Annotated in this window: 13 protein-coding genes; 8 read left to right on the plus strand and 5 right to left on the minus strand. The window is 54.0% G+C overall.

Features of this window, described 5'->3' with window-relative positions; genetic code table 11:
* Positions 1–3: 3 nt before the first annotated feature.
* From nuoE to OH144_RS03360, 5 genes are all read right to left on the minus strand, one after another.
* The gene (gene nuoE, locus OH144_RS03340) at positions 4–468 is read right to left on the minus strand and encodes an NADH-quinone oxidoreductase subunit NuoE (protein WP_266204877.1); all 465 of its coding nucleotides are present in this window, start codon (positions 466–468) and stop codon (positions 4–6) included.
* A gap of 174 nt (positions 469–642) precedes the next feature.
* Positions 643–2391, minus strand: a complete 1749-nt coding sequence (nuoC, locus tag OH144_RS03345; RefSeq protein ID WP_266204878.1) for an NADH-quinone oxidoreductase subunit C/D — start codon at positions 2389–2391, stop codon at positions 643–645.
* A gap of 254 nt (positions 2392–2645) precedes the next feature.
* Positions 2646–3284: an NADH-quinone oxidoreductase subunit B gene (locus tag OH144_RS03350; RefSeq protein ID WP_266204879.1), complete on the minus strand. Its 639-nt coding sequence runs from the start codon at positions 3282–3284 to the stop codon at positions 2646–2648.
* Between the two features lie 132 nt (positions 3285–3416).
* Positions 3417–3833, minus strand: coding sequence for an NADH-quinone oxidoreductase subunit A (locus OH144_RS03355; RefSeq protein ID WP_266204880.1), 417 nt, complete (start codon positions 3831–3833; stop codon positions 3417–3419).
* A gap of 79 nt (positions 3834–3912) precedes the next feature.
* A complete protein-coding gene (locus OH144_RS03360; RefSeq protein ID WP_266204881.1) occupies positions 3913–4344 on the minus strand; it encodes a CBS domain-containing protein in 432 nt (143 codons plus the stop codon).
* Between the two features lie 622 nt (positions 4345–4966).
* On the opposite strand from OH144_RS03360, the gene OH144_RS03365 reads away from it, so the two are divergent.
* From OH144_RS03365 to ilvA, 8 genes are all read left to right on the plus strand, one after another.
* A complete protein-coding gene (locus OH144_RS03365; RefSeq protein WP_323134774.1) occupies positions 4967–6103 on the plus strand; it encodes a DmpA family aminopeptidase in 1137 nt (378 codons plus the stop codon).
* Positions 6087–6941 carry an aminotransferase class IV gene (locus tag OH144_RS03370; RefSeq protein ID WP_266204882.1) on the plus strand — a complete coding sequence of 285 codons (855 nt, stop codon included), beginning with the start codon at positions 6087–6089 and terminating at the stop codon, positions 6939–6941. Before OH144_RS03365 ends, OH144_RS03370 begins: the two co-directional genes overlap by 17 nt.
* A gap of 438 nt (positions 6942–7379) precedes the next feature.
* Positions 7380–8261 carry a branched-chain amino acid transaminase gene (locus OH144_RS03375; protein WP_266204883.1) on the plus strand — a complete coding sequence of 294 codons (882 nt, stop codon included), beginning with the start codon at positions 7380–7382 and terminating at the stop codon, positions 8259–8261.
* A 276-nt stretch (positions 8262–8537) separates the two neighbouring features.
* Entirely contained in the window at positions 8538–10256 is a 1719-nt protein-coding gene (gene ilvD, locus OH144_RS03380; RefSeq protein WP_266204884.1) for a dihydroxy-acid dehydratase, read from the plus strand.
* The gene (gene ilvB / locus OH144_RS03385; protein ID WP_266204885.1) at positions 10219–11952 is read left to right on the plus strand and encodes a biosynthetic-type acetolactate synthase large subunit; all 1734 of its coding nucleotides are present in this window, start codon (positions 10219–10221) and stop codon (positions 11950–11952) included. Before ilvD ends, ilvB begins: the two co-directional genes overlap by 38 nt.
* 23 nt (positions 11953–11975) lie before the next feature.
* On the plus strand, positions 11976–12584 hold the full coding sequence (gene ilvN / locus OH144_RS03390; protein WP_266204886.1) for an acetolactate synthase small subunit: 609 nt from the start codon (positions 11976–11978) through the stop codon (positions 12582–12584).
* A gap of 143 nt (positions 12585–12727) precedes the next feature.
* Positions 12728–13768 (plus strand): ketol-acid reductoisomerase, encoded by a 1041-nt coding sequence (gene ilvC / locus OH144_RS03395; RefSeq protein ID WP_266204887.1) that lies wholly within the window; start codon positions 12728–12730, stop codon positions 13766–13768.
* Between the two features lie 8 nt (positions 13769–13776).
* A complete protein-coding gene (gene ilvA, locus OH144_RS03400; RefSeq protein ID WP_266204888.1) occupies positions 13777–15048 on the plus strand; it encodes a threonine ammonia-lyase IlvA in 1272 nt (423 codons plus the stop codon).
* The last annotated feature ends 91 nt before the right edge of the window (positions 15049–15139 follow it).

The raw sequence follows: 15139 nt of genomic DNA on the forward strand, positions 1-15139 counted from the left end.
GTTTTAGGTATACTTGCTCAGGATCTCATCCAGTTGTTCCACCGTCAGGTTACGGTACAAATCGTGGTCTATCATAAGGGCGGGGGCACAGTCGCAGGTGCCAAGGCAGCAGTTAGGAAGTATGGTAAAGCGGCCATCTGCTGTTGTCTGGCCATACTGTATGTGCAGTTTTTCAAAAAGCTGGTTGCGGATGTCTTCGTAGCCCATCACATAGCAGCTGATGCTGTCGCAGAGAAGGATTACGTGCCTGCCAACCGGCCTGCGAAAGATCAGGTTGTAGAAAGTAGCCACGCTGTCGAGTTCTGCCGTGGACATGCCCACATACTCGGCCACATCCTTCAGGCTCTCATCCGATACCCAGCCATGGCTTTGCTGCACAATCTTGAGCGCCTCAATACAGGCATTCTTTGGCGACGGTACCAGGCTGATTTCGTGGTCGATCTGATGTTTTTCCTCGGCGGTTAGCATGGTGGTTAATTGTTGATTTGTTGAATGTTAAATTGTTGTTTTTATACTTGTGTATGTGCTGGTGCGAGCTTGCAGCTCGTACTTTTTCTATACTTTAAGCTTTTTGTGTAAGGCGGTACGAGCTGCAAGCTCGCACCAGCGACAACTATACTTTATTTATCAACTCATAAGATCTTACCTATCAATGTCTGCCAATACATAATCCATCGCACCAAGTATAGAGAGCAAGTCTGCCACAGTATAACCCTTGGTAATGTAAGGCAGCATCTGCATATGCGGAAACGAGGGAGTGCGTATGCGCAGGCGGTAGGGTGAGGTGTTGCCGTCGCTGGTCACATAGTAGCCGTTGGCACCTTTGGTGGCCTCGATGCAGCTCATCGCTTCGCCCACTGGCATCACTGGCCCCCAACTCACCCCTAAAAAGTGCGTGATCAGTGTCTCGATATCGTGCATCGTGTGCTTCTTAAGGGGTGGGGTGGTGAGCGGATGATCTGCTTTATAAGGTCCTTCCGGCATGTTTTTCAGGCACTGCTCAATAATGCGCAGGCTCTGGCGCATCTCTGCCACCCGTACCAAGGCCCGGTCGTAGCAGTCGCCGTTGGCAGCAGTAGGTACCTCAAAATCGAACATTTCGTAGCCGGAGTAGGGCTGCTTTTTGCGGAAGTCCCACTCCATACCGCAGGCGCGCAGGTTCGGTCCGGTTACGCCCCATTCCATGGCCTCGTCTAACGTAAAAATACCGATGCCTTTGGTTCGGGCCTTGAACAGGCTATTCTTCAGCACCATGGCATCGTACTCTTTCAGCCGCTTCGGGAAGTAATCCAGGAAGTTCTGCACCAGTGTTTCCCAACCTTTGGGCAGGTCCTGCGCCACGCCGCCGATGCGGAACCAGTTGGGGTGCATGCGACCACCCGTTACAGCCTCCACAATGTCAAAAACCTTTTCACGGTCTGTGAACATGTAGAACACCGGGGAGAGCTGCCCCACATCCTGGGCAAAGGTGCCGTACCATACCAGGTGGCTTGCAATGCGGAAAAGCTCGCACATCATCACCCGGATCACCTTCACGCGGTCGGGTACCTGGATGCCTGCCAGTTTCTCCACAGCCATCAGGTAAGCGAGGTTGTTCATCACGCCGCCTAAGTAATCCACGCGGTCGGTGTAGGGGAGGTACGTGTGCCACGACTGCCGCTCAGCCATTTTCTCCTGACCCCGGTGGTGGAAGCCGATGTCTGGTATGGCATCTACAATATCTTCGCCATCTAGTTGAAGTATGATGCGGAGAACGCCGTGGGTGCCCGGGTGCTGCGGGCCTATGTTGAGGAACATGAAATCACTGTCATCACTTTGCCGCTGCAGTCCCCATTCTTCCGGTTTGAACTGCAGGGCGGCCTGTTCCAGGTCCATTTTGTCGTCATAAAGCTGGAATGGACCCATTTCGGTGGCACGGGCCGGATGCTCCTTGCGCAGCGGGTGGCCCACCCAGGTGCGCGGCATCAGGATGCGGTACAGGTGCGGATGTCCTGTAAAGCGGATGCCGAACATATCGTATACTTCGCGCTCGTACCAGTTGGCGTTGGCCCAGAGGCTGCTTATACTTGGCACGGTCGGGAACTCATCCCGGAAGCCTATCTTAAGCCGGATAAAGCTGTTGCGCTCAAAAGAAAGGAGATGGTAGATGATGGTGAAAGCGTAGGGAACATGGCCGTTTTCGGGCCTGCGGGTGCGCTCATCGATGGCCGTGAGGTCGTAGAGCATACGGAAGGGTTGCGGAATCTCCTTTTTCAGGAAGGTGAGTACCTCCACGATCTTATCATGCGGCATCCAGAGGGTGAGCACCTCATCCTTTGTTGTTTGTGGGGTAAACGTATCTACCCCGAACCGCGCCTGCAGTTGCTCTAATGTACTGTTCCCGTTTTCCATGGGTGAAATCTGAAAAATGACCGTACTATGCTACCTCATGCTATGCCTTCTGTAGTTGATTTTTTATGGTAAGTAAAATTTTTTGTATTCTTTGTTGATGTAAGGTGTCTCAGTGTTTTTTTGTTACCCTGCAAAGTTTTTGTTTGCCATTTTCAGAAGCTTACCCCCCCTTCAATCAAGTTTCTTCTAGAATGACACTGTGTTTTAAACTTCTATACCTCTCTAACTCCTAAACTTTCTAACTCTCTACATTCCTACACTTCGTCCGGCGAGCGAAACTCCGTCATATTCGAGCGGGTTTCCTGCCGTCTTTCCTTCACGTCTATCTTTTCAGGCCTGATCACGCCCTGTTCGCCTATGGTCCAGCTAAGCGGCCTTCTTTCTTTGCCAACCGACTCGGACAGCAACATCAGGCCTTCCATAAAGGCGTCGGGGCGGGGAGGGCAGCCGGGCACGTACACATCCACGGGCAGGAATTTATCCACCCCCTGCACCACACTGTAGATGTCGAACATGCCGCCGGAATTAGCGCAACTGCCCATCGAGATCACCCAGCGGGGCTCCATCATCTGTTCGTGCAGGCGCTTGATGATCGGGGCCATTTTTATAAAAACAGTGCCGGCAATGATCATCACGTCGGCCTCGCGCGGGGTGCCCCGGATTACCTCAGCACCGAAGCGGGCCAGGTCATACTTGGGCGTCATGCTAGTGGCCATCTCCACAAAGCAGCAGCTCAACCCGAAGTGGAAGGGCCACATGGAGTTCTTTCGCCCCCAGGCTACCAGGTCCTGCACCGTGGTGAGCATAATACTTTGCTGCACCGTTTCCTCGTAGGAGCTGGTGCCGCTCGTTGCCTTTACAGGATCATCGGGTTTGCTTAGCCACCATTTCATGGGCGTTATAGTAATTCGTTGTTAGTTATTCGTTGTTAGGGCACCAGGGTATGGGCGAGGGGCGTTACTTGTTGCAGGTTTATTGGCTTTTTAGCAACTAATAACCCATAACCCATAACTATACACTTTAGCTCACGCCGCAGGTTTCTGCGTCAGGCGCTTGTAGGCGGCCAGGATTTTGTTTCCGTCCGGGCCGAAATCCAGGGCTCCGTTGCGCCACTCGTACACGAGCACCACCACCAGCATCAGCACAAACACCGCCACGCCGGCATACCCGTACCAGCCCAGCTCCCGGAAAGCGATGGCCCACGAAAGTATAAACACCACCTCCACGTCGAAGATGACGAACAACATGGCCACCAGGTAGAATTGCGAGGAGAAGCGCATGCGGGCGCCACCCGCACTTATGATGCCGCCCTCGTAAGGCTCGCCGGTGGCGCGCTCCTTATGCCGTTGCCCCAGCACGTAAGAGAGGCCAAGTATAAGCCCCACCAGGCTCAGCACAATGGCGCCATACACCAGCAAGGGCCAAAGTACGGTTGTGTTCATACTGGTAGCATCCATAGTTGTTCGCCTCCCTGCGAATAGAGTTTATGGTTTTACCGGGTGGCAATGTTGCCAACCCGTTTCAATGCCCTGTAATATAATGCTCGAGGTTGTCGATGATGAACTTTTGATCCTCAATGATGTATTTTACGATATCGCCGATCGAAACCAGACCAACCAGCTTGCCGTCCTCCAGTACGGGCAGGTGCCTGATATACTTCTGCGTCATGAGGTTCATGCAGTTTTCCACTGTGTCATCCGGTGTTACAGTGACAGGGTGCTCGCTCATGATTTCCCGCACCTGCGTCTCTTTGGATGCCTTGCCTCTGAGGATAATTTTTCGGGCATAGTCCCTTTCCGTAAAAATACCTGCGAACCGCTCCCCATCCATGACCAGCAGGGCTCCCACATTTTGCTCTACCATGCATTCCAGCGCATAGTAGACGGTGGTGGATGGACCGATGGAGAGAACGGTGTGCCCTTTCTTCTGAAGAATATGCCTTACTGTGCCCATAGCTACCTCCTTTTGGCTTTTTGGGTGGGAGATCAAAAAGAATATCGTTGTATACGATTAATTAAAATATATGGCCTAAAAATTATATGAATTTTATAAAAAATTGTTCCTCAGGTAGATAGAGAACCTCTTGAAAGAGGTTTTACCCCTAAATTTCTGCTGATAGCCACTATTTATCTTCTGTTTACACTATAACTTCTCTTTTTTATTACGTATATTGGGGGTATGGAAACGCTGATTATAGGTTTGGTTCTGGCCCTGTATGGAGTAGCCTACTTCATCTACTACTGTTATGGTAAAAAACAAGGGCGCTCACGTAAGCATTACGACCACTATTGGTAGTGCGTGCTGTGCGTAAGCTGGCCCAAATGCCTGGCCAGTTGGTCTGCCTTGGTTAAAATACTGAAGGCTGATAGCCCGTGCACCTATAGTGTTAAGTATAAAGCATGCTGATTGCATCCAAAAGCCACCGGGGTTGTTACCCGGTGGCTTTTGAATTTTACAGGGAAGTATAGAAGTGTGCGTCCCTGTCACAGCGTAGCTTGTGATTCAAATTTACAAAGTATAGCATTTCTGCTGCAGCCTCTCTATATTTAGGCTGCGCCATACTTAGGAGACGTAAATGAGACCAACCCTTATACTTATACTTTTGGTGATGCTGTACACGCAGGCATGGGGGCAGGAGCGCAAACGGGCCAGGGACTATGGCGTAAAGATAGGAGTGCTGCCAACAGGGAAGTATAATGCCATCACCGACGTGGACGGAATTCGTGTTGGCCAGACCACACTTATGCAAGGAGAGCATATCCGCACCGGCGTCACGGCCATCCTTCCGCATGCGGGGAATATTTTCCAAGAGAAGGTGCCGGCTGCCATTTTTGTGGGCAACGGCTTTGGCAAACTGGCCGGCAGCACGCAAGTGCAGGAACTGGGAAACCTCGAGACCCCCATCATACTTACCAACACCCTAGGCGTGGGCACTGCCCTGAACGCGGTGGTAGGCCATACCTTGCAGCAGCCCGGCAACGAGCAGGTGCAGTCGGTGAATGCCGTGGTGGGAGAGACAAACGACGGCTATCTGAACGACATTCGGGGCAGGCATGTGCGGGAGGAGCATGTGCTGGAGGCCATGCAGCAGGCAAAAGGCGGAGCGGTGCAGGAGGGAAATGTGGGTGCCGGGACGGGCACCGTGTGCTTCGGGTTTAAAGGCGGCATCGGAACCTCGTCGCGTAAGCTGCCGCAGAGCGCGGGGGGCTATACCGTGGGCGTACTGGTGCAGACTAACTTTGGCGGTGTGCTGCAGGTAAACGGTGTGCCGGTGGGGCAGGAACTGGACCAGTATTTCATGAACCAGCAGATCAAGGACAGCGCCGACGGCTCCTGCATGATCATAGTGGCTACCGATGCGCCCGTGGATGCGCGCAACCTGGAGCGCATGGCCAGCCGGGCCATGCTGGGCCTTGCCAAAACAGGCGGTATCGCCTCCAACGGCAGCGGCGATTACGTGATCGCCTTCTCCACCAACGAAGATTTACGCATTCCCTATACTTCAACTGATAAAACCCAGGCAACTCCTATACTTCGCAACGATGAAATGTCGCCGCTCTTTATGGCGGTGATCGAGGCCACCGAGGAGGCCATCATCAACTCCCTGTTTATGGCCGAGACCATGACCGGCAAAGATGGTAGAAAGGTGGAGGCGCTGCCGCTTAACAAGGTTCTAAAGCTGTTAAAGAAACACCATGCAATCAACCCCTAACTATGCCTACGTGCGCGGCCAGGTGCTGCCACTCGAGCAGGCCACGCTGCACATCAGCGACTTGTCCATCCAACGCGGCTACGGCGTGTTCGATTACTTCAGGGTATACAATGGCAAGCCCGTTTTCCTGGATGACTACCTGGCGCGTTTACGCGCATCAGCACAGGCGCTGCACCTGCCGGTGCTGCTCTCGGATGATGAGTTGAAAGAGGTAGTCCAGGAGTTGATCCATAAAAATGCTATGCCTGCGTCCGGCATGAAGATGATTTTGACGGGAGGCTACTCTGCTAATGGCTTCGACCCTGCCGAGCCAAGCCTGGTTATACTTCAACAGCCGCTTAACCTGCCCGGCCCGGACATGCTGGAGAGGGGCATCAAAGTTATCACCCATGACTATGTGCGGGAGGTGCCGCGTGCCAAGACCATCAACTATACCATGGGCATCCGGTTGATTGAGGAAATCCGCAGGCGCGGCGCCAGCGATGTACTCTACCAGCGCGATGGCGTGGTGTCGGAGTTTCCGCGGTGCAACCTGTTCATCGTAACCCATGAGGATACGGTGATAACACCTGCTGAGAACGTGCTGCTGGGCGTAACCCGGAAAAATGTACTGGCGTTGGCCGGCAAGAGGTATAAAGCTAAAGAGGGAACGGTGACGCTGGAGGACGTGTACCAGGCCAGGGAGGTATTCCTGACCAGCACCACCAAACGCATCCTGCCCATTGTGCAGGTAGATGAGCAGGCGATCGGATCGGGTAAGCCGGGGGAGGTGACGCTCTCGCTGCTAAAGGACCTGATAAAGCTGGAGGAGGAAACAAGCCTGGTGCACAAAGTATAAAGAAGGTCAGCCACTTTTGCCTCTAAAGCAAACGATTGCGTAAAAAATAAACCAAATTTATCTTGCATCTTCGGCACCAGCCTTTACATTTGCATTCATTAGAAAAGAAATTCAAAGTATGAAGCAGCTAGTCCTATCCATTTCTATTATTATTCGCGTGGTCATTCCACGTGAAGTAGAGATGGTATGCCGACGCTGAATATAACTTAAAGTTTATACGAACTGCAGCCATCTCCTAAAAGAGATGGCTGTTTTTGTTTCAGGCTGACATTCAAAGAAAACTATGTTTTTAGCACTTGTAGTAGTCATTATTATTCTCATTCGTCCTCTACCGCCGGGTTGAAGGAATGGCCTACTATTATCTGAATGCGCCCTTCTGACCACCCGGTTGGAAGGGCTTTTTTATGTATGAATATCTAACCTTATACTTTTAAAACCATGTATTTCAACAGTAACACGCTCGTTTACCTCGACGGAAAATTTGTGAAGGCCGATGATGCCTCCTGCTCCGTTTATGCCCAAAGCCTGCATTACGGTTTCTCTGTTTTCGAAGGAATCCGGTCTTACAAAACGCCGGATGGCACGCGTATTTTCAAGGCTGAGGAGCATTACGATCGCCTGCATTTCTCCTGCCGCACGGTTGGACTTCCGCTAAAGTACTCCGTGGCCGAGCTTACGCAGTTAACTTACCAGCTGCTGGAACTGAACAACCTGCAGGATGCCTACATCCGCCCGTTGGTTTATGCCGCAACGCCGAACATGAGCCTGACCGCACCGCAGGAGAGCAACCTGATGCTTGCGGCCTGGGAGTGGGGGAAGTATCTGGGTGATAGAACGCTGCGTGTGATGGTCTCTCCCTACGAGCGTCCAAACCCAAAGTCGGTGCCGGTGGAGGCGAAGGTTTCGGGACACTATGTGAACTCGACCGTTGCCTGCTCCGATGCCAAGGCCAAGGGGTATGACGAGGCACTGCTGCTGGACATGAACGGTTTTGTGGCCGAAGGCCCTGGTTCGAACTTCTTCTATGAGAAGGACGGGAAGCTTTTTACCGCGCCTCCCGGAAGTATACTTCGGGGCATCACCCGCAACACCATCATCGATCTGGCCCGCGAAGCCGGTATAACCGTGCATGAAAAATTCTTTACTCCGGACGTGCTGCAAGAGGCGGATGCCGCTTTCCTGACGGGTACCGCGGCAGAGGTAGTAGGGGTGCAGTCCATCGATGCGCATGTTTTTAAAAAGCCGTTTGAGGAAAGTATTGGGGCCTTTTTAGCTCGGAGATATTCGGCCCTGGTAACTGGCGGGCTTGTACCGGCTTAACAGCTGTTTGCGCATGAGCAAATATAAAATCACTAGTTAGAGATGGTAGTTTGCTCTTTTTGTACTTGCTTAAAATCAACTAGTTATGTGTTTTAGTTATAGGGTTAGAAAGGATGGAAGTGGCGAAAGATTGCCTCAGCCTACTATTTAGATACCTGAACTTGCGGATGCAGATGCTATAGATTGGCTGCTCTCAGCACTATGGCATGCATCGAATTAACCTGTAACGTAGCCCTCCTCGGAGAGCTTTAGTTTACCTCTAACCACCTTAAAACAATGGCATTAAACAAATACAGCCGCATCTACACCCAAGACGATAGCCTACCGGCCTCACAGGCCATGCTCATTGGCTCGGGCCTGTCGGAAGCCGACCTACGCAAACCTTTTGTGGGCATCTGCTCCACGGGATTTGACGGGAACACGTGTAACATGCACCTCAACGGCCTGGCCGACGAGGTAAAGCAGGGCGTGAACCAACTGGGCATGGTGGGGCTGCGCTTCAACACGGTTGGCGTGAGCGACGGCATTACCAACGGCACGCCGGGCATGCGCTATTCGCTGGTATCCCGCGAGGTGATCGCGGACTCCATCGAAACCATCACTGGGGCGCATAACTACGATGCGCTGGCCTGCGTGGTGGGCTGTGACAAGAACATGCCGGGTTCCCTGATGGCCATGGCGCGCCTCAACCGGCCTTCGCTGATGGTGTACGGCGGTACGATCAAGGGCGGCGACTTTAAAGGGCAGAAGCTCAACATCGTTTCTTGCTTTGAGGCCTACGGCAAAAAACTGAACGGCGCCATCTCTGAGGAAGATTACAAAGGCATCATCCGCAATGCCTGTCCGGGGCCGGGTGCCTGTGGCGGCATGTATACGGCCAACACCATGGCCTCTGCAGCCGAGGCCTTGGGGATGTCCATCCCGTTTTCTTCCTCTTCCCCGGCCATCAGCGCCGAGAAGCAGGCCGAGTGCCTCACCACAGGCCACTACCTGCTGCGCCTGCTCGAGCGCGACATCAAACCAAGGGATATACTGGTCCGCGAGGCTTTTGAAAATGCATTGGTGCTGATCACGGTGCTAGGTGGCTCCACCAATGCCGTGCTGCACCTGATCGCCATTGCGCATGCCGCCGGTGTGAAGCTCTCGCTGCAGGATTTCCAGGAGGTGAGCAACCGGGTGCCGGTGCTGGCTGACCTGAAGCCCAGCGGCAAGTACCTGATGGAGGATTTGTCGGCGCTGGGGGGCGTGCCTGCCGTGATGCGCACCCTGTTGGACGAGGGCCTGCTGACGGGAGACCTGCTGACAGTGACCGGACAGACAGTGGCCGAGAACCTGGCCGATGTAAAGCCGCTGGGCGAGGAGCAGGACCTGCTCCGCCCGCTGTCCAACCCGATCAAGGCAGACGGTCATATACAGACGCTGTTTGGCAACCTTGCTACGAAAGGCGCGGTGGCGAAGATCTCCGGCAAAGAGGGGCAAAAGTTCGAAGGACCGGCGATCGTGTTTAATTCCGAAGAAGAACTTAACGAAGGCATCACGCAGGGCAAGATAAAACCCGGTCATGTGGTCGTCATCCGCTACGTAGGGCCGAAAGGCGGGCCGGGCATGCCGGAGATGCTCAAGCCAACCTCTGCCATCATGGGAGCCGGTTTGGGCGATAAGGTTGCCTTGATCACAGACGGTCGCTTCTCAGGTGGCACGCATGGCTTCGTGATCGGTCATGTTTGCCCGGAGGCGTACGATGGCGGCGCCATCGCCCTGGTGGAAAACGATGATTTGATCACCCTAGATGCTACTACCAACAGCATTCACCTGCACGTGGACGAGGCATTGCTGCAGCTGCGCCGTGCCAACTGGCAGCAACCAGCGCCTAATGTAAAGCAGGGCGTGCTGCTGAAGTACATGCGAACGGTGAGCGACGCCAGTAACGGATGTATAACTGATTTAGAGGAATCTCATGTTAACGAAAGAGAAACAAGCGCCAGCATCGCCTAGGGAGGCTAAAACCATTTCCGGGGCCGAGGCGCTCATACTTGCCCTGTTGGAAGAGAAGGTAGACACCGTCTTTGGCTACCCGGGCGGGGCCATCATGCCGGTGTACGACGCCCTGTACGACTATACAGCTAAGCTGAACCATGTGCTGGTGCGCCACGAGCAGGGAGGCATTCATGCCGGCCAGGGCTACGCGCGCTCCTCGGGTAAGGTAGGCGTGGTGTTTGCCACCAGCGGCCCCGGTGCTACCAACCTGGTAACCGGGTTGGCGGATGCACAGATCGATAGTACGCCGCTTGTTTGCATTACGGGGCAGGTGTTCGCGCACCTGCTGGGCACCGACGCCTTTCAGGAAACAGACATCCTCAACATCACCACCCCGGTTACCAAATGGAATTATCAGGTCACCGATGCGAGTGAGATACCTGATGTGCTGGCCAAAGCTTTCTATATTGCCCGAAGCGGTCGTCCGGGGCCGGTGTTGATCGACATTACCAAGAATGCCCAGCTGCAGCAGTTTGAATTTACCGGTTATCAGCCTTGCAGACACATCCGCAGTTATAAGCCAAAGCCAACCGTGCGGCACGAGTACATTGTGGAGGCGGCCGAGCTGATTAACCAGGCCAGAAAACCATTTATACTTTGGGGCCAGGGGGTGATGCTGGGTACGGCCGAGCAGGAGTTCAAAGCTTTTGTGGAAAAGAGCGGTATTCCGGCTGCCTGGACCATCCTGGGCGCAGGCGCCCTGCCCACTGACCACCCACAGAACGTGGGCATGCTGGGCATGCACGGCAACTATGGCCCTAACGTGCTCACCAACGAGTGCGATGTGCTCATTGCCATCGGCATGCGCTTCGATGACCGCGTAACCGGCCGGCTGGACAAGTATGCCAAGCAGGCCAAAGTCATCCACCTGGACATAGACCCGACAGAGATCGGCAAGAATGTGCCAGTAACCGTGCCCGTGTGGGGCGATTGTAAGGAAACGCTTCCGCTCCTGACCCAACTGGTGGAGGCAAAGGAGCACCAGGAGTGGCTGCAGCAGTTCCGGAAGTATAACGACCAGGAAGTGGAGGCGGTGATACAGGAGGAGCTTTTCCCTACCTCCGAGGAGATGACGATGGGGGAGGTGATGCAGCAGCTCAACGAGCTGACGGACGGTAACGCCATTGTGGTATCGGATGTGGGGCAGCACCAGATGGTAGCCTGCCGCTATGCCCGGCTGAACCATACCCGCAGCAATATCACCAGCGGTGGCCTGGGCACCATGGGCTTTGCCCTGCCGGCTGCCATTGGCGCCAAATTCGGCACACCCGACAGAACCGTGGTGGCCGTGATTGGCGACGGCGGTTTTCAGATGACGCTGCAGGAAATGGGCACCATCATGCAGAGCGGGATCGATGTGAAGATCCTGATCCTCAACAACCGGTTCCTGGGCATGGTGCGCCAGTGGCAGGAGCTTTTCCACGAGCGTCGCTACTCTTTTGTAGACATCACCAGCCCGGACTTTGTGAAAGTAGCCAGCGGCTATGGCATCAGCGGCAAAAGCATCAACAGAAGAGAGGAGCTAAGAATGGCGCTGCAGGAGATGCTCTCGCACAAAGGTTCTTTCCTTTTGGAAGTGATGGTGACCAAAGAGAACAACGTGTTCCCGATGGTACCGCAGGGATGTAGTGTAAGTGAGATCAGGCTGAAATAGTAGCCGCATAAACAAGTATAAGTATGCGTAACGAGACCCATACCGACAAGCAGGAGTTCAACATCACGGTTTATACCGAGAACCACATCGGGCTTCTCACCCGCGTTGCCATCATCTTCTCCCGGAGAAAGATCAACGTGGAAAGCCTCAACACCTCACCATCCGAGATCGAGGGCATTCACCGCTTTAACATCGTGATCACAGAAACAGCGGAAGTGGTGCGTAAGATAGCCGGGCAGATCGAAAAGCAGGTGGGCGTGCTGAAAGTATACTTCAACACCAACCAGGACGTGATCTGGCAGGAGATGGCCCTCTACAAAGTGCCTACCGATGTAATTGCCGAACGTGCCGTCGTGGAGCGCCTGCTGCGGGAGAACGGTGCCCGCGCCGTGGTGATCCGCAAGGATTATACCGTGTTCGAGACCACCGGCCAGCGCGAAGAGACAGACAACCTGATCAAAGTGCTGGAGCCTTACGGGCTGATCGAGTTCGTGCGCAGCGCCCGCATCGCTATCATCAAAGACAGCGAGGGCTTCCACCGTAAACTGCAGGAGTTCGAGCAAAGCGAGCCTGGCGACGAGGTGGTGGAGAACGAGTACCTGAGCAGCCGCGAGAAAGTTTTTACCATGTAATTATTTAGACAAAAGACAAAGGACGTTTTGACAAAAGACAACACAATCGGGAAGTATAAAGCATCGATCTCTACTAGTCTTTTGTCCTTTGTCAAACAGTCTTTCATCAAAAGTATAAATCAACCTTAAAACAAATTAAACCAATGGCAACTATCAATTTTGGAGGAGTAGACGAAACCGTTATCACCCGCGACGAATTCCCGCTGGCAAAGGCACGCGAAGTGCTGAAAGACGAGGTGATCGCCGTGATCGGTTATGGCGTGCAGGGCCCAGGCCAGGCACTGAACCTGAGAGACAACGGCTTTAACGTGATCGTGGGCCAGCGCCAGGATTCGGCCTCCTGGGAGAAAGCAAAAAGCGACGGTTGGGTAGAGGGCGAAACCCTTTTCTCGATCGAGGAAGCGGCGGAGCGCGGCACCATCATCGCCAACCTGCTGTCGGATGCCGGCCAGATTGCCGTGTGGCCAACCCTGAAAGAAAGGCTGAAGCCAGGCAAAGCGCTATACTTCTCACACGGCTTCGGCATTACGTTTAAGGAGCACACGAGCATTGTACCGCCTGCCGATGTGGATGTGATTCTGGCGGCCCCGAAAGGCAGCGGCACGAGCCTGCGCAGGCTGTTCCTGAGCGGCGGCGGCCTTAACTCTTCTTTCGCCGTGTACCAGGATGCCACAGGCAAAGCCTATGAGAAGGCTGTGGCGATGGGCATCGGCATTGGTTCAGGTTACCTGTTCGAGACTGACTTTAAAAAAGAAGTATTCAGCGACCTGACAGGCGAGCGTGGCGTGTTGATGGGCGCCCTGGCCGGTATCATTGAGGCACAGTACCAGGTGCTGCGTCAGCGTGGCCACTCGCCGTCGGAGGCTTTCAACGAAACCGTGGAAGAGCTAACCCAAAGCCTGGTGCCGCTGGTAGGCGAAAACGGCATGGACTGGATGTTCTCCAACTGCTCGGTAACGGCTCAGCGTGGCGCCCTGGATTGGAAAGGCAAGTTCAGAGAAGCAACACTGCCGGTGCTCAACGAGCTGTACGACAGCGTGGCCTCCGGCAAAGAGGCGGAGCGTACCATTCAGCGCGGCTCTACACCGGGATACCGCAAGGAACTGGAGGCAGAACTGGCAGAGATACGCGAATCAGAATTATGGCAAACGGGAGCAACGGTGCGTAAGCTCCGCTCCAAGTAATTAGTAGTATGGATAAAGATGTAGCTTTAGAGAATACCGTCGTAGCCCTGGAGAGGGTGCAGCGGGCGGCAATGAATTTGAGGGGAGTGATCTACAAGACGCCCCTGTTGCAGAACCACTGGCTTTCCCAGACCTATGGTGCCGACATTTACCTGAAACGCGAGGACCTGCAGATCGTGCGCTCCTACAAGATCAGGGGGGCGTACAACAAGATTTCTACGCTTTCTGCCCAGCAGGCGGAGCGGGAGATAGTGTGCGCCAGCGCCGGCAACCATGCTCAGGGAGTGGCCTATGCCTGCCAGCTGCTCGGTATTAAAGGCTACATCTTTATGCCTGCCAACACACCCGCCCAAAAGGTGGGCAAGGTGCGGCTTTTCGGAAAGGATAAGGTGGAGGTGGTGCTTACCGGCAACACGTACGATGAAGCCTATGCCGCTGCCAAGGATTTATGTGATAGCCACGGCGCCACCTTTATTCACCCCTTCGACGACATGGCCATTGTAGAGGGGCAGGCAACGGTGGGCTTGGAGGTGCTGCAGGACGCTACCTTCGACATCGACTACTGCTTTGTGCCGATAGGCGGGGGCGGCTTGGCGTCCGGAGTGGCCAGCGTGTTCAAGCAATTGAGCCCGAAAACAAAGATCGTGGGCGTGCAGCCCATGGGGGCGCCTTCCATGTATACTTCCATCCGGGAGGACAGGCGGCAGGCGCTGGAAAGCATAGATAGCTTTGTGGACGGGGCCGCGGTGAAATGCCCGGGTGAGCTGACCTATGAGCTGTGCCGGGAACTGCTGGATGACATCGTGCTGGTGCCGGAAGGACAGGTTTGCGAAGACCTCCTGAAGATGTACAACGAGGAAGGAATCGTATTGGAGCCGGCGGGTACGCTTACGGTGTCGGTACTGAAAACGTATGCTGATAAAATCGCCGGAAAGAACGTGGTCTGCGTGATCAGTGGCAGCAACAACGATATCACCCGCATGGAGGATATAAAGGAGCGGGCCATGCAGCACCAGGGTTTGAAACACTACTTCATGGTGACTTTCAACCAGAAGCCCGGTGCCCTCCGTACGTTCATGAACCAGGTGCTACACCCCAGCGATGACATCATCCATTTCCAGTACATCAAGAAGAACAACAAGGAAAAAGGCCCTGTATTTATCGGCATCGAGGTAAAACAGCCGCACGATGTGGAGAACATCAAGCACCGCATGGCCGAAGAGGGTTTTGCCTACGAATACTTGAACGGAAAGCAGGATTTCCTGAATCTGCTGGTGTAAACCAACCCTATCTGAAAGTATAAGTCTCCGCCGGGTGCATATCGGGCGGAGACTTATATTTTACAGGAGCTTAAAGTGCTGTACTCTGAAA

Origin of the sequence: Pontibacter kalidii, from assembly GCF_026278245.1 — a bacterium.
Lineage (GTDB): Bacteria > Bacteroidota > Bacteroidia > Cytophagales > Hymenobacteraceae > Pontibacter > Pontibacter kalidii.